The organism is Streptococcus mitis, assembly GCF_965111725.1.
Taxonomy (GTDB): domain Bacteria; phylum Bacillota; class Bacilli; order Lactobacillales; family Streptococcaceae; genus Streptococcus; species Streptococcus mitis_DV.
In genome coordinates, this window is record NZ_OZ217341.1 from 1,460,165 (window position 1) to 1,479,325 (window position 19,161).

Here is a 19,161-nt window from a genome sequence, read left to right on the forward strand (position 1 = left end):
TCAAACATTATTGTAGCAAAAAAGGAGATCATTTAATCTCCTCATAAAAGTAGCTAGTTTACCTAAATCTTCAAGAATCGACGCATGGAAATTCCTGATCCCAGTGAACCAATGAAAATCCCAATCACAAATAATAGGGCAATCATCAGAGGAGTAAATACCTCTGGCGCAATCATAGAAAGATTTTGTCCGACCAACGATTTGTTGACAGATTGGTAAACCATTCGATAAACAATAAAGACCAACACTGATGGCGCAGTTGCTCCAAGTAAACCAATAAAGGCACCTTCAAGTAAGAACGGTCCACGGATATAACTGTTCTTAGCACCAACCAAGCGCATGATTTGAATTTCGCGACTGCGGGAAATAATGGTGATACGAATGGTATTTGAAATCAAGAAAACTGCAATGAAAATCAAAAGTCCTGCAATAACTAATCCCCAAACACGGATAAATGATGCTAGTTGGAATAGGCGTTCTGTATTGGCACCACCATCCTGAACCTCAGACACACCTTCAATTTTTTTAGCATCTTCAGCTACAGTTTTTACATCACTTGGCGTATTTGTATCAACGATATAGGCATCATAGAGGGGGTTGGCATCTCCTTCAAAAATTTTCCAGTTATCACCCATTGTCTCGGTTAATTTTTCATATTGTTCTTCTTTACTTGAAAAAGTAACACTCTTAACAGTAGACATCCCCTTCAAAGCATTGTATACCTTGTGGTAGTCATTATTTGTAACAGTTTGACCTTCTTTTTCAATGGTCTCGCTATTATCAGCGACATCCTTACGAATGTAAACCATTACTCGAACATTATTTTCAATATCTGTAGCTAGTTTTGCTGTATTGAAAATAACAGATGCAAATATTGCCACCAAGGTCAAAGTAATCATGACTGAACTGACAGCAGCTACTGTCATCCAACCATTTCGTTTCAAACTTTTTAAGGCTTCAAATAAATGGCGAAAAAATCTACTAATCATCGTATCCATACTCTCCTTTTGATTCGTCACGAACAACACGACCATTTTCAATGGCAATGACACGGTGGCGCAAGGTATTTACAATCTGGCTATTATGAGTCGCCATCAAAATAGTTGTCCCTTGTAGGTTAATCCGTTCCAAGAGATTCATAATTTCCCATGAATTATCAGGGTCCAGGTTTCCTGTTGGTTCATCGGCTATCAATACTTTGGGATTATTTACAATGGCACGTGCAATCGCAATCCGCTGTTGCTCTCCACCTGAGAGCTCATTTGGGAAAGAACGAACCTTGTGCTTTAATCCTACCAAGTCTAAAACTTCCATAACCCTTTTTTTGATATTACGGCGATTTTCCCCGATTACTTCCATAGCGTAAGCAATATTTTCATAGACAGTTTTCTTTGGCAAGAGTTTATAATCCTGGAAGACAACCCCAACACTACGACGTAGAAGCGGGACGTCTTTCTTTTTGATCTTAACCAGATTAAAACCAGCAACTGATAGGCTTCCTTTATCGATTTTTACTTCACGATACAGAGAACGAATGAAGGTTGACTTCCCTGCTCCTGAAGGTCCTACAATGTAAGCAAATTCTCCCGGTTGAACGCTGACCGAAACACCGCGTAGGGCAGTCGTTCCGTTGTCGTATTTTTTGACGACATCTCTCATTTCAATGATTGACATGTGAGTTCCTTTCTATCTTAGCTGATTCGCCACTTAAGGTAGGCATCGATAAAACCATCTAGGTCTCCGTCCATAACCTTATCTACCTGAGCAACTTCAAAGCTAGTTCGATGATCTTTTACCATAGTATATGGCGTGAAGACATAAGAACGGATTTGGCTTCCCCATGTGATTTCTTTTTTCTCACCCTTGAGGGAATCAACTTCCGCAGCTTTCTTTTCTTGCTCCATTTGATAGAGCTTAGCCTGCAACATCTTCATGGCACGATCTCTATTTCCATACTGGGTTCGATCCACTGTTGATTGGACAACAATTCCAGTTGGAATGTGGGTTAAACGTACACCTGTTGAAACCTTATTGACGTTTTGTCCACCAGCACCACCTGAACGGAAGGTATCCATCTTGATGTCATCTTCCCGGATTTCCACTTCAATGGTATCGTCCAACTCAGGCATCACTTCTACAGATGTGAAAGAGGTATGGCGACGTTTAGCAGAGTCAAATGGTGAAATTCGCACCAAACGGTGCACACCCATTTCTGACTTGAGAAGACCATAGGCATTAGGCCCTTCAAATGATAGGGTTACTGACTTAATACCAGCTTCATCTCCTGCTTGGTAATCCAATACTTCCACTTTAAAGCCTTTAGCATTACCATAACGAGTATACATACGAAGCAACATATCACCCCAGTCCTGAGCCTCTGTACCACCAGAACCTGGATGGATTTCCAAGATGGCATTGTTGTGGTCATAAGGTTCCGACAAGAGAAGCGTCATCTCATAGCTGGTCATCATCTTATCAAGTTCGGCTAACTGCTCTACCAGTTCTTCTTGAACCGACTCGTCTTCTGCTAAAAAGTCCAATAAAATTTCGCCTTCATCCTGCAACTCTTCCATTTTGTGGAAGGTGTTATAGGTGTTTTTTAATTCATTTAATTCTTGCGACGTTTTTTGGGCCGCAATATTATCATTCCAAAAATCAGGTTCTGTCATCTTGTTTTCCAAGATGGCAATCTCTTCCTCTAGCCCTTCGAGGTCAAAGAGACCCCCTGAAAGAAGCTAATTTTTCACGATTTGCGTCAATTTTCTGACGAATTACTGAAATGTCCATAAATACTCCTTTTTTACATCATTTCATTATAGCATATTTTATCATTTCTTTCCATCTTTTGCTATAATCCCTTTTTTATGAAAAAAGAAAAAAGAAGCCTTTGGGCTTCCCTTCTTACAAGACTTTTGCTGAAGTGCGAGTGATTTCTTCCACTTGAATACCATTTGCTTCAAATTTTTCTTTCAAGGCTGGTAAATCAATTGATCCATCGATTTGCACTTCGATAATCACCTTACCATCCTTACGCGGAATATTGACTGTATGGGAGATATTCAAATTTTCTTCTACAATCAAAGAAACAATCTTTCCGAGGACACCGACTTCATCTTCTGTAGCAAAGCGTACACGAATTCCTTCTTCACCATAACCAGCAATTTCAAGAAAGGCTTGGAAAACGTCACGGTCCGTAATAACCCCATAGACTTGATGGTTATCTACTACAGGCAAAATACCAATCTTGTTTTTCAACATCAGATAAGTTGCATCTTCTAGACTAGCATAGCCTGAAACAGTGACAACATCGCGAATCATGACATCTTTTACTTTTGTCTTATTTAGAAGATAATTCATCTCATAGATAGACAGACTGGTTGCTTTTGATGGACTAGCTTGGGCAATGGTTCCCTCAGTTACCAAACCAACCAATTGATCATTTTCGATAACAGGCAAGCGGTGCAACCCTTGCTCTCTCATCAAATCTGCTGCATGAGATACTGTTGTATCTGGACTAATATACACTACCTTGCGGGTCATAAAATCTTTAACTGCCATGAGACTTCTCCTTTTCTATTCTTATCCCTATTATACAATCTTTTTGCAAATCTATCAAACGCTTACATTTCTTTTTCAAAATTCAGAAAAGTATGAATAACCTAGCAAAAAGAGCTCTGAAATCGAGCTCTGTGAATGAAGGTAAGATACGTTTCATTCGATTTTTTCAATTATTAGAAATTAAGCTTTCAATGTAGATGAATATTGCTTTGCAATCTCTATCCACCGATTAAAAAGATCCCCCGGACTATAATGATGATTACTCCATAATCTTCATCTGCAACCTAAACTAGTCTCCCAGACTATGCGAAGATTGCTTACGCAATCTCTATCCACCGACTAAAAAGGTCCCCAGGACTATATTGATCATTACTTCGTAATCTTCATTTGCAACCTAAACTAGTCTCCCAGACTATGCGATGATTGCTTCGCAATCTCTATCCACCGATTAAAAAGGTCCCCCGGACCTTTTTAACCACCCAGATATGCTTTTCTGACTTCTTCTGATGAGGCGAGTTCTTTTCCTGTTCCGGATAGGACGATTTTTCCTGTTTCCAATACATAGCCTCGGTCAGAGATTGCGAGTGCTTTATTGGCATTTTGTTCAATCAAGAGGACGGTCGTTCCTTGTTGCTGGATATCTTGAATGATATCAAAAATCTCTTGGATAAAGATTGGGGCAAGTCCCATTGATGGTTCATCTAAAAGAAGAAGTTTTGGTGTTGACATAAGAGCGCGTCCCATGGCAAGCATTTGTTGTTCTCCTCCTGAAAGAGTGGCTGCATCTTGGTTCTTGCGTTCTTCAAGACGTGGGAAACGTGAAAAGACCTTCTTCAAATTAGCTTGATTTTCTTCACGATTTTTCTTTAAAAAAGCTCCCATTTCAAGATTTTCCATAACAGTCAAGCCAGGGAAGACGTGGCGTCCTTCTGGAACTTGTGAAAGACCACCTGCCACAATTTTCTGAGCTGGCATTTTTTGGATTTCTTGACCTAAAAATTCAATCTTTCCTGAACTTGGTCGAACTAAACCAGACAAGGTACGGAGAATGGTTGTCTTACCTGCACCATTGGCACCGATAAGGGAAACAACTTCTCCTTCATTAACTTCAAAGCTTACATCACGGACTGCTTGAATCATACCATAATGCACAGAAAGATTATCAACTTTTAACATAGACATTAGGCTTCACCTCCTAGATAAGCTTCGATAACGCGTTTATTGGTCTTAATTTCGTCTGGAGTTCCTTGAGCAATCAAACGGCCATATTCAAGTACGTAGATACGTTCTGTAACTTCCATGACCAGATTCATATCGTGTTCAATCAGCATGATCGTAATCTTAAATTCATCTTTGATACGACGAATTAACTCAGTCAATTCGGCTGTTTCCTGTGGGTTCATACCTGCTGCTGGTTCATCTAAAAAGAGAATTTTAGGTTCCGTAGCAAGGGCACGAACAATTTCCAAACGACGTTGTTGTCCGTAGGCAAGGTTTTTAGCAAGAGTTTCTGCATCACCATCTAAATCAAAGATTTTCAACAATTCCAAAGCCTTAGCCTTTAATTCTTTTTCACTCTTGTAAAAAGCTGGTAAGCGCAAAAAACTAGCAAAAACATGTTGTTTGTGATGGTTGCCAAAAGCAATCAAAACATTGTCCAAAACGGTTAAATCTTTAAAGAGACGGATATTTTGGAAAGTACGTCCAAGTCCCAAAGAGGCAATCTTATAAGGTGACTTTCCATTCAAAAGGTGACCATCTAAGGTTACTGTTCCCTCGCTTGGTTCATAAACACCCGTCAAGAGGTTGAAAAGGGTGGTTTTCCCAGCTCCATTTGGACCGATTAGTCCAACCAGTTCCCCTTCGTTCAATTCAAGAGTCACATCTCCAACAGCTGTTAGACCGCCAAAATGTTTGGTTAACTGTTTTACTTCAAGCAATGCCATTAGTTTTGTTCCTCCTTCTTAGATTTTTTAAAGAAACGTGATAGGCTCAATTCCCATGTTCCAAGAAGTCCGCCTGGTCTGAAAATCATTACCAATACCAAGGCCAAAGCGTAAATAATCATACGAACGCTGGCAACATCTTGGAGAAGCATATTCAAAATTCCAAGAACAATAGCTGAAACAATGGCACCTGTAATGGAACCAAGTCCACCAAATACAACAATGATCAAAACGTTGATTGAGTTGATGAAAGTGTAATCTTTCGGTACAACTGAACCGATAAATCCTGCCTGAAGTGACCCTGCAATACTTGCAGTAATGGCACCAAAGACAAAAGCGATGATTTTAATTTTAGTCGTATTAACCCCAACTGACTCAGCAGCGATTTCATCCTCACGAACCGATAGGGTTGAACGACCAATTGGACTACGCAAGAAGTTCAAAGTTGCAATGGTTGTAATCACGACAAAGAAGTAAACCATTTGCCAAGTTGTAAAGTTAGGAATTCCCAAGATACCTGCCGCACCATTTGTAAGGCTTCCACCATTGATGATAAAGATACGGATAATTTCAGAAACACCAAGAGTCGCTACCGCAAGATAGTCCCCCTTCAAGCGCAAGGTTGGAATTCCGACAAGTAAGGCAACCGCTCCTGAAAGCAAAGCTCCTAACAGCATAGCTCCAAAGAAGGCACCATAGGTTGGTGATTTAGAACCAATAATAGCAGCTGCATAGGCACCAATCGCCATGAAACCAGCATGCCCAAGTGAAAATTGTCCTGAAAAACCAACGATTAAGTTGAGACCAACAGCCAGAATAATATTGATTCCAATTTGTTGTAAAATCTGTACATAGAATAGATTGAGTACTCCGACTGAAACCAGTACACTAATCAAGCCATAACCAGCTAACAAAAGGAGTAACCATAGAATATTAACTTTTAAATTTTCCTTCATCGTTTACACCTTCTCTTTCACATTTTTACCAAGGATACCAGCTGGGCGAACAATCAAGATTAACAATAAGATTCCATAAACAATGGCATCACGGAAGTCTGACATCCCAAAGGCTGTCGCAAAGGTTTCCAATAGACCAATCACAAAACCACCAAGAGCCGCACCAGGAATGATTCCGATACCACCAAGTACTGCGGCAACGAAAGACTTAAGACCTGGAGTAACCCCCATCAAAGGCTCAAGAGAGTTATAATAGAGGGCAATCAGAACACCAGCTGCACCCGCAAGAGCTGAACCCAAAGCGAAGGTAAAGCTGATAGTACGGTTTACATTGATCCCCATCAATTGTGCCGCATCGCTATCTACTGATACTGCACGCATGGCTTTCCCCATCTTGGTCTTTTGGACAATGACTTGTAACAAAATCATCAAAATCAAGGAAATGGCCAAAATCATTAACTGCACATTTGTTAGGCTAACTGGTCCCAAATCATAGCGAACTGTTTGAATCGCTTGAGGGAAGGCACGGGTATTGGCACCAACCAGATAGACCATACCATACTCCAATAGGAAAGAAACCCCAATAGCTGTAATCAAAACAGCAATACGAGTAGAGTGGCGCAAAGGTCGGTAAGCAAGAAACTCAATCACGACACCAAGAATGGCTGTCGCTAGCATGGCTACAATAAGCGCTACAAAGAAATTCATTTGGAAAGAATTGATCAAGAAATAACCGATAAAGGCTCCCATCATATAAATATCACCGTGGGCAAAGTTGATGAGCTTGATAATTCCGTAAACCATGGTATATCCTAGGGCTAACAGCGCGTATACACTACCTAGAATCAAACCATTTACTAGTTGTTGGAGCATAAAATTCACTCTTTCTATTTATAATTTTGAGGGTTTCCCCTCACTTTTTGATAGGTTCTTAAACATCGAAACAGGGAGTGAGTCAAAGTCTCATTCCCTATTTCAACATTTTCTATTATGGTTTTACAACTTCTGCTGCTTCAACCTTACCATTGTTCATGGTCATCATGTAAGCAGTTTTGACTGTGTTGTGGTCTGCATCAAAGCTTGTTTGACCAGTTACACCTTCAAAATCTTTTGTTTTAGCAAGGTTATCCTTGATTTCACCTGAATTTTTAGCACCTTTTGCTGCGTTTGCTACAAGGTGAACTGAATCATAAGCCAAGGCTGCAAATGTTGAAGGCTCTTCATTGTACTTAGCACGGTAAGCGTCAAGGAAGGCTTTAGCTTTAGCTGAAACTTCTACAGTAGTTGAGAAGCCTGAGATAAAGTAGATGTTTGATGCTTTTTCAGCAGTTGCTTGTTGTACAAACTCCTCACCGTTGAATCCATCACCACCAACGATTGGTTTGTCAATTCCCATGCCACGCGCTTGGTTTACAATCTTACCAGCCTCATTATAGTAGCCAGGAACAACGATAGCATCAAAGTCTTTCCCTTTCATTTTTGTAAGGGCTGCTTGGAAGTCTGTGTCACCTGCTACGAAAGTTTCATCTGCAACGATTTCACCCTTGTATGACTCGCGGAAAGATTTGGCAATCCCTTTAGCATAGTCACTGGCATTGTCAGTATAAAGAACAACTTTCTTAGCATTTAATTTTTCAGAAACATAGTTTGAGATAATTTTTCCTTGGAAGCTATCTTGGAAAGTTCCAATAAAGAGGTAATCTTGACCTTTAGTCAATCCATCTTGAGTCGCACTTGGTGAGATCAATGGAACACCTGCTTTTGTAGCGTTCGCTACCGCAGCTGCAGTCGCACCAGATGTCGCAGGTCCTACGACTGCTGATACTTTAGATTGGGTTACAAGGTTAGTTGTAACTGAAGCAGCCTCAGCTGTTTCAGACTTATTATCTTTATCGATTACTTCGATTTGTTTTCCATCGATACCACCTGCGGCATTGATTTCATCAACAGCCAATTGGGCACCTTTTTGTTCAGCTGTTCCGTATGCAGCTAAAGAACCTGATTCTTCAAAGTTAAACCCGATTTTAATTGTCTTTTCCTCTACTGAGTTACCAGCAGTGTTGACTGCTCCAGACTTCACTTCTCCACAGGCTGCAAGAAGTGCTACACTTGCAAGCGCCACAAACGATAGGGCAAATTTTTTCTTCATCTTTTTTTGTCTCCTTATTTCTTAAATAGTCTGTTAAGAATATACCGAATTATCAGAAAATTGTCAACACTTTTCTTTAATTTTTTATCTGATAACGTTTTCTTCTCGATAAAGGTTGCCCACAAAGGGTGTTTCCAGTTCTTGGATATGACAAACTCTGACTTTTTTGATAAACTTTTCCTTACTCAAGCGCCCGACCAATTGCTCCACTTCTTGAGTTGGAACATAGAGTTGTAAGTAACGATGTTTCTTGGAATGATAGGTAATATCTCCATAATCCTGCAGTTTTTTGGCATCACGATTATAGTAAAGATAGATAATCAAGCCAGATCGATTGACTTTTTCAAACATGATAAATCCTCTTTCTAAGAAATCTCTCCCTATTATACCAAAAAAAGCAAACTCAGTCGAGTTTGCCTTCTTTGATCATTAGTTCAATGAATTATTGGCCATGATTTCATCAATAAAGCCATATTCAAGTGTTTCTTGGGCGCTCATCCAGTTATCGCGTTCTGCATCTGCATGGACTTTTTCGATTGACTGACCTGAATTTTCAGCCAAGATTTTTTCCAAGGTATTACGAGTTTTAAGCAAGTGTTCTGCAGCGATCGCCATATCGGTTTGTTGAGTACCACCACCTGTACCACCCATCGGTTGGTGGATCATATACTCTGCATTTGGAAGCATGAAACGCTTGCCTTTTGCTCCACTTGATGCAATAACAGTCCCCATAGATGCAGCCATTCCCATAACGATGGTTTGGACATCTGCCTTGATAAAGTTCATAGTATCAACGATTGCCAAACCAGCTGAAACGGAACCACCAGGTGTATTGACATAAAGGTAAATATCTTTTGTACTATCTTGGGCATCCAAGAAAAGCAATTGGGCAATAACAGAGTTAGCCATATTGTCTTCAACTGGGCCTGTCAGCATAATGATGCGGTCTTTAAGAAGACGTGAGTAAATATCGTAGGAACGTTCTCCACGACTTGTTTGTTCAATAACTACAGGAATCATTCATTTCTCCTTTTGAGTTTTATTTTTGTTGGTCAAATGACTAAAGATAAGACTATTATAATATCTTGGTCAAAAAAGGTCAAATTTTTGCTCTGTTTTCATTAGACAGAAACAAAAATTCAACCTCCTTTCGTGACTGGAACTTCTTTTCCAAGTCAATTTTCTTTTTGATCTTATTTCGTACCGAACAAGCGGTCTCCAGCATCTCCAAGACCTGGAACGATATAACCGTGTTCGTTCAAGCGTTCATCCAAGGCTGCTGTAAAGATTTCTACATCCGGATGAGCTTCTTGAAGGGCTTTTACACCTTCTGGTGCTGATACAAGGCAGACAAATTTGATATTTGATGCGCCACGTTTTTTAAGAGAATCAACAGCCAAGATTGCTGAGCCACCTGTTGCCAACATTGGGTCTACCACAAAAATTTGACGTTGGTCAATATCTTCAGGCAATTTCACCAAGTACTCAACTGGTTGAAGCGTTTCTTCATCACGGTACATACCGATATGGCCAACTTTAGCAGCTGGAACCAAGCTCAAGAGCCCATCAACCATCCCGATACCTGCACGCAAGATTGGAACGATGGCCAATTTCTTACCTGCCAATTGTTTTTGAACTGTTTTTGTAATTGGTGTTTCGATTTCCACATCTTCTAGTGGAAGATCACGAAGTACTTCATACCCCATCAACATTGCAATCTCATCTACTAGCTCACGAAAAGCTTTTGTAGAAGTATCTGTACGACGCAAGATTGACAATTTGTGTTGAATCAGCGGGTGATTAATAACTTCAATTTTTCCCATTTTTGGAATTCCTTCTTTCAATTTATTCTTCTTATTATACCAAAAAACGGTTTAAAAATCTTTCTAAACCATTTATTTTTGATAATTTTTACATTAAATCTGCCTCTTTTAGAGCTACTTGTACTGTCTCAAGTGGTAAATGGGTTAATTCTGTTCCCTTTTCTTGATAAAGGTATTGGGCATGGTCGTCCATTCGGTACTGGTTAATATAAACCACGCGCTTGCAACCGACCTGCAGCAATTGTTTTGTACAGTTGAGACAAGGAAAATGGGTTACATAGGCTGTAAAGCCTTTGGGAACACCACGCTCAGCACCTTGAAGGATAGCATTGACCTCAGCGTGAAGGGTGCGAACACAGTGGCCTTCAATGACCAAACATTCGTGATCAATACAATGCTCAGTCCCTGACACCGAACCATTGTAACCAGTGGAAATAACCTTATTATCTTTTACCAGAATCGCGCCCACTTTAGCACGTTTACAAGTGGAACGATTGGCAATTAGTAGGGCTTGGGCTGCAAAATACTCATCCCAGGCCAGTCTTTTTTCAGTCATCTCTTTTCTCCTTTTTCTCTATTTTTTAAAAAATGGTAAACCTAAATCTGCAATCTTTTCAGCTGGTACCTTCATGCCATCCTTGATCCATTTTAGAAGGACTGAGACGATGGCTGAACTCCAGAAGGAATGAAGATAAGAGCTGACACCTTTTGATTTTCCATGGTATTTTTCCAGAAACTCCTGCATGGCTTGGACAAAGATTTTTTCCAGATGGTAATCCAAGGCCAGTTGAATCACTCTGGCTTCTTTTCTTGCCTCGCGGAAAAGGTGAACCCAAACCAAATAAAGGTCTGTCTTTAAATCGTAATGATGCAGCTGTTCCATAATATTGTGGACAGTTCGTTTAAAGACGCTTTCTAAAATCTCCTCTTTGGAATCATAATTACGGTAAAAGGCAGCACGCGAAACGCCTGCACGTTTGACCAATTCAGAAATACTAATCTTGGTCAAGTCCTTTTTTTCCAAGAGCTGCAAGAGGGCTGTTTCGATAGCTTCTCTAGTTAATAAATTGGATTCTTGGTTTGATTTTCTGAGATTTTCAAGAGACTTTTCAGAGATTCTACGTTCAGACATAACATTTTCTTTCTACTTGTCACAACAGACGGATGAGGCTTTTGTTTCAAGGGTTTTCATGATATAATTGTAAAAAAAGACAGAACCTTTGTCAATCTATAAATGGCAAAGATGGAGAATTTCTATGACTTGGAAGATTATTGCTGACTCTGGTTGTGATTATCGTCAGCTGGCAACACCAGCTATTGACACGACCTTTGTTAGTGTTCCCTTAACCATTCAAGTAGCTGATCATGTCTTTGTTGATGATGCCAGTCTTGATATTGACCAAATGATGGAAACCATGTATGCAACCGCAGAAGCTTCAAAATCAGCTTGTCCAAGCCCAGATGATTATTTGCAAGCATTTGAAGGAGCCAAAAACATTTTCCTAGTAACCATCACAGGTACTCTCTCTGGCAGTCACAATAGTGCTCAACTAGCTAAGAATATTTATCTAGAAGACCATCCTGACACTAAAATTCATGTAATTGATAGTTTGTCTGCTGGTGGGGAAGTTGATTTGCTCGTAGAAAAATTGAATGACTTGATCGACCAGGGCTTATCTTTTGAAGAAGTGGTTGAAGCTATCACTGCCTATCAAGAAAAAACCAAGTTGCTCTTTGTCCTAGCCAAAGTCGATAACTTGGTGAAGAACGGCCGTTTGAGCAAGCTTATCGGTACGGTCGTTGGCCTTCTCAATATCCGTATGGTTGGAGAAGCTAGTGAAACTGGAACCCTCGAATTGCTACAAAAAGCAAGAGGAGCAAAGAAAGCGATTCAGGCAGCCTATGAAGAGTTAGTAAAAGCTGGTTATGCTGGTGGCCGTATTGTCATGGCCCAACGCAATAACGAGAAATGTTGTCAACAGCTCTCAGACCGAATCCGTGAAAATTTCCCACAGGCGGATATTGAAATTCTCCCAACATCTGGTCTCTGCAGTTTTTATGCAGAAGATGGTGGTTTGCTGATGGGATATGAAATTGATTGATTGCATTCTTGACAAGAGGTGACCATCATCTCTTGTTTTTTTGTGGTACAATAGAGCTATGAAACATTTTGATACTATCGTCATCGGTGGGGGACCTGCTGGCATGATGGCTACAATTTCCAGTAGCTTTTATGGTCAGAAAACCCTCCTCATCGAAAAAAATCGGAAACTTGGAAAAAAATTAGCTGGGACTGGTGGAGGACGTTGCAATGTCACCAACAACGGAAACTTAGATGACCTACTAGCTGGAATCCCTGGGAACGGACGCTTTCTTTATAGTGTCTTCTCACAATTTGACAACCATGATATCATTAACTTTTTTACAGAAAATGGTGTTAAACTTAAGGTCGAGGATCACGGACGCGTCTTTCCTACTAGTGACAAGTCTCGTACCATAATCGAGGCCTTGGAAAAGAAAATCACTGAACTCGGTGGTCAAGTTGCTACTCAAACCGAAATTGTTTCGGTTAAAAAAATAGACGACCAGTTTGTCCTTAAGTCCGCAGACCAAACCTTCACTTGCGATAAACTCATTGTCACAACTGGTGGAAAATCCTATCCTTCCACTGGATCGACTGGTTTTGGTCACGAGATTGCCCGCCATTTCAAACATACCATTACCGAACTTGAGGCCGCTGAAAGTCCTTTATTGACAGATTTTCCACACAAGGCCTTACAGGGGATTTCTCTGGACGATGTGACCCTAGCCTATGGTAAGCATGTCATCACTCACGATCTGCTCTTTACCCACTTTGGTTTGTCAGGCCCTGCTGCCCTGCGTATGTCTAGTTTTGTCAAGGGTGGGGAGGTTCTCTCGCTAGATGTTTTGCCTCAACTTTCTGAGAAGGACTTGGCTGCATTTCTCGAAGAAAACCGTGAAAAATCCTTGAAAAACGCTTTAAAAACTTTATTACCAGAGCGTTTGGCAGAATTTTTTGTGCAAGGCTATCCTGAAAAAGTCAAACAGTTGACTGAAAAGGAACGTGAAAAACTTGTCCAGTCTATCAAGGCTCTCAAAATCCCTGTGACTGGCAAAATGTCCCTTGCCAAGTCCTTTGTCACCAAAGGTGGCATCAGTCTTAAGGAAATCAATCCTAAAACTCTGGAAAGTAAGCTGGTACCTGGCCTCCACTTTGCTGGCGAGGTCATGGATATCAACGCCCACACAGGTGGCTTTAACATCACTTCTGCCCTCTGTACTGGCTGGGTTGCGGGATCAAATCTAATCTAAATATACATTACTCAATGGAACAATCTACCCCAAAAGAAAGGAAGTCCTTTGGAACATATTATCTTGTTAAGGGGAGTTACTCCTAATGGAAAAAATGCTATCCCTAAAATGTCTTATCTAGTAGATATCTTGACAGAAGCTGGTTTTCAACAAGTTCGAACCTATATTCAAAGTGGAAATATTATTCTTGAAAGTAACTTAGCTCTCGAAGAAATACGAGAACAGGTTCATACTCTAATAAAGGAAAAGATTGGAGCCAATTTCAAAATAATCATTAAGAATAAGGATGATTTTGAAAACATTGTCCAAGAAAACCCGTTTGGAGAACACTATCTTTATGACCGTATACACGTGATTTTTTATCAAGAATCTATTCAAAGTCTCCCTTTAGAAAAATTGAAAATTGATTACGGTGAAGAAGAAATTTGTATCGGTAACCATTGTCTTTACCTCTATCTCCCTAGAACTGCAAAACAAAAGAAACTCCATACCAACTATCTTGAAAAGCTTTTTAATGTAGATTTGACCATGCGAAAACTAAATGTAGTAGAAAAATTATTAAGCAAGTAGTGCTTGAATTTAGTAAAAATCGGAAGATCACTCCTCCGATTTTATTTTGTCTGAGTTTGGACATAGTGAGCAATCACATCTGATGTATACTGGGCAGTGCTAGTTCCAAATTTATCAATATTTTCCTTAAACTCTGGATTATAGACATAGCCTTTACCGATATGACCGAATACTTCAATAGTACAATCAAATCCATAAGTACGGATGGCTTGTAAGAGTTTGGCTACTTGCTCTTGGTTTTCGGTTGCTGTTACAGGCAGACCAGCTTGAAGATTTTGTGCTAAGGCTTGAAAAACTTGGTTGAAGGCAACCGTAGCTTCGTCTTCGTGACCTTTTTGGCGCTCTAACGCTTGGTCCATGACTTCTTGTCCATATTTCTCTACCGCCTCTTGGTGGTATTTTTGATGGTCTTGGTAGTTAAATCCAGCGAATTTTTCCTCAATGCTCATTTCTCTTTCTCCTTTTTGTTCTTGAATGGTTTTTTGCAAGGTTGAAATCAAGGTATCCAGATGTTGCCTTTCTCGAGTCAAATAGTCCAACTGCCTGGTCAAATGAGGCAACAAATCTGTCCTTTCTTCCTTTAATAGCTCTGCTATTTTTTCTAAAGAAAAACCTAGATATTTATAGTAAAGAATAACCTGAAGGCGTTCCAAATCTTCTTTACTGTAGATTCGATAACCGTTTTCTGACTTTAAAGGAACTAAGAGTCCTATCTTGTCGTAGTGGTGCAGGGTCTTGACAGAGACACCTGAAAGCTGGGCAGCTTCTTTTATATGGTACATGATTTCCTCCTTACAATGATAGTATAACCCCTCCCCTTAGGTCAGAGTCAAGCATTTTTGCGAAATTTTTTTACTTTATCATAACATGAAAATGGTTTTCTTGACAGACCTTAGAAAACATGATAGGATAGTCAAGTCTATCAATCAAAAGAAAGGCTCATTTTGAGTACTGATGAGGCTAGTTGCCAAGGGCAGTAGCTTTTTCTTTTGTAACACTAATTTTAGGAGTTTAACTATGTCTGAAAAATCGCAATGGGGTTCTAAACTGGGCTTTATCCTAGCATCTGCTGGTTCAGCCATCGGACTTGGTGCCGTTTGGAAATTCCCCTATATGACTGCTGCTAACGGTGGAGGTGGCTTTTTACTAGTCTTTCTCATCTCCACTATTCTAATCGGTTTTCCCCTTTTGCTAGCTGAGTTTGCCCTCGGCCGAAGTGCTGGTGTTTCAGCTATCAAAACCTTTGGAAAACTAGGCAAGAATAGTAAGTACAACTTTATCGGTTGGATTGGTGCCTTTGCCCTCTTTATCCTCTTATCTTTCTACAGTGTTATCGGAGGATGGATTCTGGTTTATCTAGGCATCGAGTTTGGAAAATTGTTCCAGCTTGCTGGGACGAGTGATTATACTCAATTATTTACTTCAATCATTTCAAATCCAGCCATTGCCCTAGGAGCTCAAGCAGCCTTTATCTTATTGAATATCTTTATTGTATCACGTGGGGTTCAAAAAGGGATTGAAAGAGCTTCTAAGGTCATGATGCCCCTTCTCTTTATTATCTTTGTCGTCATCATCGGACGCTCTCTCAGTTTGCCAAATGCCATGGAAGGCGTTCTCTACTTCCTAAAACCAGACTTCTCTAAGCTGACAAGTGCTGGTCTCCTCTATGCTCTGGGACAATCTTTCTTTGCCCTCTCACTAGGGGTTACAGCCATGCTGACCTATGCGTCCTACTTGGACAAGAAAACCAATCTAGTTCAATCAGGGATTTCTATCGTTGCCATGAATATCTCAGTATCCATCATGGCAGGTCTAGCCATTTTCCCAGCCATGTCAGCCTTCAATATCCAGTCTGAAGGGGGACCGAGCCTGCTCTTTATCGTCTTGCCTCAACTCTTTGACAAGATGCCTTTTGGAACCATTTTCTACATCCTCTTCCTCTTGCTCTTCCTCTTTGCGACGGTCACTTCTTCCGTTGTTATGCTGGAAATCAATGTGGGCAATATCACCAATCAGGACAACAGCAAGCGTGCTAAATGGAGTGTTATTTTAGGAATTTTGACCTTTGTCTTTGGAATTCCTTCAGCCCTATCTTACGGTGTTATGGCGGATGTTCACATCTTTGGGAAGACCTTCTTTGACGCTATGGACTTCTTGGTTTCCAATCTCCTCATGCCATTTGGAGCTCTCTGCCTTTCACTTTTTACAGGCTATATCTTTAAAAAGGCTCTTGCAATGGAGGAACTCCATCTCGATGAAACAGCATGGAAACAGGGACTGTTCCAAGTCTGGCTCTTCCTTCTTCGTTTCATCATTCCAATCATCATCATCGTGGTCTTCATCGCCCAATTTATGTAATCAAAAAGGACTTGAGTAGTGAACTCAGGCCCTTTCTTTTTTATGGATGGCTAACAATCAATTCCAAAGCTTGCCCTTCCAATGTCCAAGCTTCAACATCACTTGGTAGGATAAAGTGGCTGCCTTTTTGAATTGGATAATTTTTCCCGTCAACAGTTAGCTGACCTTGACCAACTAGGACACTCAATAAGCTGTAGTCAGCTGTCTTTTCGAAGTCAACTTTTCCAGTAATTTCCCACTTGTAAACTGCAAAGAAATCATTGGATACAAGGAGAGTTGAGTATAAATCATCAGCTTTGACAGTTACAGGACGGCTATTTGCAGGCTCACCAATGTTCAATACATCAATGGATTTTTCAAGGTGAAGTTCACGCAAGTTTCCCTTATCATCCTTACGGTCAAAGTCATAGACGCGATAGGTGGTGTCACTAGATTGTTGGGTTTCAAGAATCAAGATACCCGCACCGATAGCATGCATAGTGCCACTTGGTACATAGAAGAAATCTCCAGCTTTAACTGGTACTTTTGTCAGCAAGGCATCCCAGTTCTTGTCCTCAATTTGCTGACGAAGTTCATCTTTTGACTTGGCATTGTGACCGTAGATAATCTCTGAACCTTCATCCGCAGCGATGATGTACCAGCATTCTGTTTTTCCAAGTTCGCCTTCATGCTCTAGTCCATAAGCATCGTCTGGGTGAACTTGGACGCTGAGCCAGTCGTTGGCATCGAGGATTTTGGTCAAAAGCGGAAATACAGGTTCTGGACGATTGCCAAACAATTCACGGTGTTCTGCATACAAAGTTGCTAGGTCTGTTCCCTCAAAACGACCATTGGCAACTTTAGAGACACCATTTGGATGGGCTGAGATGGCCCAATATTCTCCGATTTTTTCACTTGGGATGTCGTATCCAAACTCATCACGTAGCTTGGTTCCACCCCAGATTTTTTCTTGCATAACTGATTGTAAAAATAATGGTTCTGACATCTTGATCTCCTGTCTGATTTTTCTTCCTTCATTATAGCAAAAAAAGAGTTCCATTTGAACTCTTTTTAACATCTTATAAAGTAGGGAGAAGATTTTATAAAAATAGTAACGATATACTTTTTTCTTTGATAGAGACGAACATAAAAGACTCTCGTAAAGCTAGCTGTAACTGGACTTGTTCCCTCAACTCTCATTCAAAAATTACTTTAATGAAGCATCTATTTTCATAAAAGAAAAAGACTGAAAGCAGTCTCCTTTTTAAATCAAAGCTGTGATAGCCGTTACTAAACCAAAAACGATACCTGGTGCATTAGCAGCTGCAAGTGGAATATCTCTTTCCTTCTTGAAAAGACCATAGTAAACCCAGAGACTACAGTTGATAGCTGCGACTAGGGGTTGAATGAAGTTGCCTTTTTGACCGGCAAGATTATTCATGATTTGTGGGAAATATGACACATACATCATAACAGACATAAATGTCGCTGCCCAGCCCAACACTTTCATTTGTTTTTCAGACATTTTCAAAACCTCTTTTATTCTTTTATACTTTCTATTTTATAATTTAATACAAAAATAAGCAAGACTTTAAGAGTTTTATTATAAAAATGTAAACTATCACAGTCTTGTAATAAGAAACAGACCGGATTGCTCCGATCTGTTCAGTCTTTTTCTTCACGTACATAATTCCAAATCGCAATAGCTAAAGATAACAAACTTAGTAAGCAAATCATCTGTATAATTAGCTTTGTAGGTTGACGCAGTAAACCAAACTGAGTCAGTATTACAAAGAGAGAAGAACCAAAAATCATTACTTGGAAAAAAATTGTTGTTAAACTAAATTTTGTTTTCATATCTTTTCCTTTCTAATTTCTACAACCTGATCCATTCGTTCATATACACTACTATCATGAGTTGCAATAATAATCGTACGTTTTTCATTTCGTAATCCAAGAATAAGGTCAATAATTTCACGACTATTCCTACTATCTAAAGATGCTGTTGGTTCATCTGCTAAGATTATTGGGGAATCTTTCAACATTATTTTAGCAATTGCGACACGCTGTGCTTCACCACCTGAAAGAGTAAAAATCTTACGTTTTAAATCTAATTGTAAATGAACATGCTTCAAGGCTTCTCTCATAAGAGCTTCTTGTTCTTTTTTGCTTTCTTTTCTCCCAATAAATGCAAGTTCTAAATTATCTTTAATACTCTTATTTTCAATTAAACCATAATTTTGAAATAAGTAGCTTACATAATCCTTAAAATAGATTTTTTCCTTAATTTGTTTTAAGTCCTTACCATCAACTTCTACTGAGCCACTTTGGACAGTTTCTAATTTACCTATAATATTTAAAAGAGTTGTTTTGCCTGCTCCAGACTCACCTATCAAAGCATAGGTCTGACCTTCATGAAATTGATAATTAAAGTCTTTAAAAATAACATAATCATCAAATTGTTTACAAATATCTTTCAATTCAATCAT

The 19,161-nt window shown here is 39.7% G+C and carries 23 protein-coding genes; 4 read left to right on the forward strand and 19 right to left on the reverse strand.

Translation table 11 applies throughout. From position 1 onward, the window contains the following. Nucleotides 1–62: 62 nt before the first annotated feature. The 14 genes from ftsX to ACLV7Q_RS07290 form a co-directional block, all read right to left on the reverse strand. Nucleotides 63–989 (reverse strand): permease-like cell division protein FtsX, encoded by a 927-nt coding sequence (gene ftsX / locus ACLV7Q_RS07225; RefSeq protein ID WP_061423985.1) that lies wholly within the window; start codon nt 987–989, stop codon nt 63–65. Continuing rightward, entirely contained in the window at nt 982–1,674 is a 693-nt protein-coding gene (gene ftsE, locus ACLV7Q_RS07230; RefSeq protein WP_000022265.1) for a cell division ATP-binding protein FtsE, read from the reverse strand. The genes ftsX and ftsE overlap by 8 nt, the downstream gene beginning before the upstream one ends. A gap of 17 nt (nt 1,675–1,691) precedes the next feature. After that, nucleotides 1,692–2,787, reverse strand: a protein-coding gene (gene prfB, locus ACLV7Q_RS07235) for a peptide chain release factor 2 (RefSeq protein ID WP_218757650.1) whose coding sequence is annotated in 2 segments (ribosomal slippage) — nt 1,692–2,714 and nt 2,716–2,787 — 1,095 coding nt in all. Because the reading frame shifts where the segments join, the coding sequence is not laid out codon by codon here. Between the two features lie 114 nt (nt 2,788–2,901). Beyond that, on the reverse strand, nt 2,902–3,558 hold the full coding sequence (locus ACLV7Q_RS07240) for a CBS domain-containing protein (RefSeq protein WP_218757651.1): 657 nt from the start codon (nt 3,556–3,558) through the stop codon (nt 2,902–2,904). Nucleotides 3,559–4,029: 471 nt separating this feature from the next. Then, a complete protein-coding gene (locus ACLV7Q_RS07245) occupies nt 4,030–4,740 on the reverse strand; it encodes an ABC transporter ATP-binding protein (RefSeq protein ID WP_000062201.1) in 711 nt (236 codons plus the stop codon). Then, nucleotides 4,740–5,504, reverse strand: coding sequence for an ABC transporter ATP-binding protein (locus ACLV7Q_RS07250; protein WP_001185997.1), 765 nt, complete (start codon nt 5,502–5,504; stop codon nt 4,740–4,742). The genes ACLV7Q_RS07245 and ACLV7Q_RS07250 overlap by 1 nt, the downstream gene beginning before the upstream one ends. Further along, on the reverse strand, nt 5,504–6,460 hold the full coding sequence (locus ACLV7Q_RS07255) for a branched-chain amino acid ABC transporter permease (protein WP_004256818.1): 957 nt from the start codon (nt 6,458–6,460) through the stop codon (nt 5,504–5,506). Before ACLV7Q_RS07255 ends, ACLV7Q_RS07250 begins: the two co-directional genes overlap by 1 nt. A gap of 3 nt (nt 6,461–6,463) precedes the next feature. Beyond that, nucleotides 6,464–7,333, reverse strand: coding sequence for a branched-chain amino acid ABC transporter permease (locus ACLV7Q_RS07260; protein ID WP_000941427.1), 870 nt, complete (start codon nt 7,331–7,333; stop codon nt 6,464–6,466). Between the two features lie 115 nt (nt 7,334–7,448). Further along, the gene (locus tag ACLV7Q_RS07265) at nt 7,449–8,609 is read right to left on the reverse strand and encodes an ABC transporter substrate-binding protein (protein WP_000726140.1); all 1,161 of its coding nucleotides are present in this window, start codon (nt 8,607–8,609) and stop codon (nt 7,449–7,451) included. A gap of 84 nt (nt 8,610–8,693) precedes the next feature. Further along, nucleotides 8,694–8,960 carry a YlbG family protein gene (locus tag ACLV7Q_RS07270; RefSeq protein ID WP_050223575.1) on the reverse strand — a complete coding sequence of 89 codons (267 nt, stop codon included), beginning with the start codon at nt 8,958–8,960 and terminating at the stop codon, nt 8,694–8,696. Between the two features lie 78 nt (nt 8,961–9,038). Next, nucleotides 9,039–9,629 carry an ATP-dependent Clp protease proteolytic subunit ClpP gene (gene clpP / locus ACLV7Q_RS07275; protein WP_000613475.1) on the reverse strand — a complete coding sequence of 197 codons (591 nt, stop codon included), beginning with the start codon at nt 9,627–9,629 and terminating at the stop codon, nt 9,039–9,041. A 173-nt stretch (nt 9,630–9,802) separates the two neighbouring features. Beyond that, entirely contained in the window at nt 9,803–10,432 is a 630-nt protein-coding gene (gene upp, locus ACLV7Q_RS07280) for a uracil phosphoribosyltransferase (RefSeq protein WP_000515974.1), read from the reverse strand. Between the two features lie 88 nt (nt 10,433–10,520). Then, nucleotides 10,521–10,988, reverse strand: a complete 468-nt coding sequence (locus ACLV7Q_RS07285; RefSeq protein WP_218757652.1) for a deoxycytidylate deaminase — start codon at nt 10,986–10,988, stop codon at nt 10,521–10,523. Nucleotides 10,989–11,006: 18 nt separating this feature from the next. Continuing rightward, the gene (locus tag ACLV7Q_RS07290; protein WP_000004135.1) at nt 11,007–11,564 is read right to left on the reverse strand and encodes a TetR/AcrR family transcriptional regulator; all 558 of its coding nucleotides are present in this window, start codon (nt 11,562–11,564) and stop codon (nt 11,007–11,009) included. Between the two features lie 124 nt (nt 11,565–11,688). Here ACLV7Q_RS07290 and ACLV7Q_RS07295 point away from each other — a divergent pair, with 124 nt between their 5' ends. The 3 genes from ACLV7Q_RS07295 to ACLV7Q_RS07305 are packed head-to-tail and all read left to right on the forward strand — an operon-like array spanning nt 11,689 to nt 14,335. Beyond that, nucleotides 11,689–12,534, forward strand: a complete 846-nt coding sequence (locus ACLV7Q_RS07295; RefSeq protein WP_218757653.1) for a DegV family protein — start codon at nt 11,689–11,691, stop codon at nt 12,532–12,534. 58 nt (nt 12,535–12,592) lie between these two features. Continuing rightward, complete coding sequence (locus ACLV7Q_RS07300; protein ID WP_218757654.1) at nt 12,593–13,765, forward strand: NAD(P)/FAD-dependent oxidoreductase; 1,173 nt, start codon at nt 12,593–12,595, stop codon at nt 13,763–13,765. A gap of 48 nt (nt 13,766–13,813) precedes the next feature. After that, nucleotides 13,814–14,335, forward strand: a complete 522-nt coding sequence (locus ACLV7Q_RS07305; RefSeq protein ID WP_218757655.1) for a DUF1697 domain-containing protein — start codon at nt 13,814–13,816, stop codon at nt 14,333–14,335. A 41-nt stretch (nt 14,336–14,376) separates the two neighbouring features. On the opposite strand, the gene ACLV7Q_RS07310 is transcribed toward ACLV7Q_RS07305, so the two are convergent. Beyond that, on the reverse strand, nt 14,377–15,117 hold the full coding sequence (locus ACLV7Q_RS07310) for a MerR family transcriptional regulator (protein ID WP_218757656.1): 741 nt from the start codon (nt 15,115–15,117) through the stop codon (nt 14,377–14,379). 235 nt (nt 15,118–15,352) lie between these two features. Between ACLV7Q_RS07310 and ACLV7Q_RS07315 the strand changes: the two genes are divergently transcribed. Further along, nucleotides 15,353–16,693, forward strand: a complete 1,341-nt coding sequence (locus ACLV7Q_RS07315; protein WP_218757657.1) for a sodium-dependent transporter — start codon at nt 15,353–15,355, stop codon at nt 16,691–16,693. Between the two features lie 40 nt (nt 16,694–16,733). On the opposite strand, the gene manA is transcribed toward ACLV7Q_RS07315, so the two are convergent. From manA to ACLV7Q_RS07335, 4 genes are all read right to left on the reverse strand, one after another. Then, the gene (gene manA / locus ACLV7Q_RS07320) at nt 16,734–17,678 is read right to left on the reverse strand and encodes a mannose-6-phosphate isomerase, class I (protein ID WP_175880123.1); all 945 of its coding nucleotides are present in this window, start codon (nt 17,676–17,678) and stop codon (nt 16,734–16,736) included. Nucleotides 17,679–17,936: 258 nt separating this feature from the next. Beyond that, complete coding sequence (locus ACLV7Q_RS07325; RefSeq protein ID WP_004261618.1) at nt 17,937–18,197, reverse strand: SemiSWEET family transporter; 261 nt, start codon at nt 18,195–18,197, stop codon at nt 17,937–17,939. 140 nt (nt 18,198–18,337) lie between these two features. Next, nucleotides 18,338–18,529 carry a hypothetical protein gene (locus ACLV7Q_RS07330; RefSeq protein WP_000850052.1) on the reverse strand — a complete coding sequence of 64 codons (192 nt, stop codon included), beginning with the start codon at nt 18,527–18,529 and terminating at the stop codon, nt 18,338–18,340. Beyond that, the gene (locus tag ACLV7Q_RS07335) at nt 18,526–19,161 is read right to left on the reverse strand and encodes a putative bacteriocin export ABC transporter (RefSeq protein ID WP_112443468.1); all 636 of its coding nucleotides are present in this window, start codon (nt 19,159–19,161) and stop codon (nt 18,526–18,528) included. Before ACLV7Q_RS07335 ends, ACLV7Q_RS07330 begins: the two co-directional genes overlap by 4 nt.

Bases quoted from the DNA above. Each gene is read 5' to 3' on its own strand.
- ftsX (WP_061423985.1), bottom strand. From the start codon at position 989: ATGATTAGTAGATTTTTTCGCCATTTATTTGAAGCCTTAAAAAGTTTG.
- ftsE (WP_000022265.1), bottom strand. From the start codon at position 1,674: ATGTCAATCATTGAAATGAGAGATGTCGTCAAAAAATACGACAACGGA.
- ACLV7Q_RS07240 (WP_218757651.1), bottom strand. From the start codon at position 3,558: ATGGCAGTTAAAGATTTTATGACCCGCAAGGTAGTGTATATTAGTCCA.
- ACLV7Q_RS07245 (WP_000062201.1), bottom strand. From the start codon at position 4,740: ATGTCTATGTTAAAAGTTGATAATCTTTCTGTGCATTATGGTATGATT.
- ACLV7Q_RS07250 (WP_001185997.1), bottom strand. From the start codon at position 5,504: ATGGCATTGCTTGAAGTAAAACAGTTAACCAAACATTTTGGCGGTCTA.
- ACLV7Q_RS07255 (WP_004256818.1), bottom strand. From the start codon at position 6,460: ATGAAGGAAAATTTAAAAGTTAATATTCTATGGTTACTCCTTTTGTTA.
- ACLV7Q_RS07260 (WP_000941427.1), bottom strand. From the start codon at position 7,333: ATGCTCCAACAACTAGTAAATGGTTTGATTCTAGGTAGTGTATACGCG.
- ACLV7Q_RS07265 (WP_000726140.1), bottom strand. From the start codon at position 8,609: ATGAAGAAAAAATTTGCCCTATCGTTTGTGGCGCTTGCAAGTGTAGCA.
- ACLV7Q_RS07270 (WP_050223575.1), bottom strand. From the start codon at position 8,960: ATGTTTGAAAAAGTCAATCGATCTGGCTTGATTATCTATCTTTACTAT.
- clpP (WP_000613475.1), bottom strand. From the start codon at position 9,629: ATGATTCCTGTAGTTATTGAACAAACAAGTCGTGGAGAACGTTCCTAC.
- upp (WP_000515974.1), bottom strand. From the start codon at position 10,432: ATGGGAAAAATTGAAGTTATTAATCACCCGCTGATTCAACACAAATTG.
- ACLV7Q_RS07285 (WP_218757652.1), bottom strand. From the start codon at position 10,988: ATGACTGAAAAAAGACTGGCCTGGGATGAGTATTTTGCAGCCCAAGCC.
- ACLV7Q_RS07290 (WP_000004135.1), bottom strand. From the start codon at position 11,564: ATGTCTGAACGTAGAATCTCTGAAAAGTCTCTTGAAAATCTCAGAAAA.
- ACLV7Q_RS07295 (WP_218757653.1), top strand. From the start codon at position 11,689: ATGACTTGGAAGATTATTGCTGACTCTGGTTGTGATTATCGTCAGCTG.
- ACLV7Q_RS07300 (WP_218757654.1), top strand. From the start codon at position 12,593: ATGAAACATTTTGATACTATCGTCATCGGTGGGGGACCTGCTGGCATG.
- ACLV7Q_RS07310 (WP_218757656.1), bottom strand. From the start codon at position 15,117: ATGTACCATATAAAAGAAGCTGCCCAGCTTTCAGGTGTCTCTGTCAAG.
- ACLV7Q_RS07315 (WP_218757657.1), top strand. From the start codon at position 15,353: ATGTCTGAAAAATCGCAATGGGGTTCTAAACTGGGCTTTATCCTAGCA.
- manA (WP_175880123.1), bottom strand. From the start codon at position 17,678: ATGTCAGAACCATTATTTTTACAATCAGTTATGCAAGAAAAAATCTGG.
- ACLV7Q_RS07325 (WP_004261618.1), bottom strand. From the start codon at position 18,197: ATGTCTGAAAAACAAATGAAAGTGTTGGGCTGGGCAGCGACATTTATG.
- ACLV7Q_RS07330 (WP_000850052.1), bottom strand. From the start codon at position 18,529: ATGAAAACAAAATTTAGTTTAACAACAATTTTTTTCCAAGTAATGATT.
- ACLV7Q_RS07335 (WP_112443468.1), bottom strand. From the start codon at position 19,161: ATGATTGAATTGAAAGATATTTGTAAACAATTTGATGATTATGTTATT.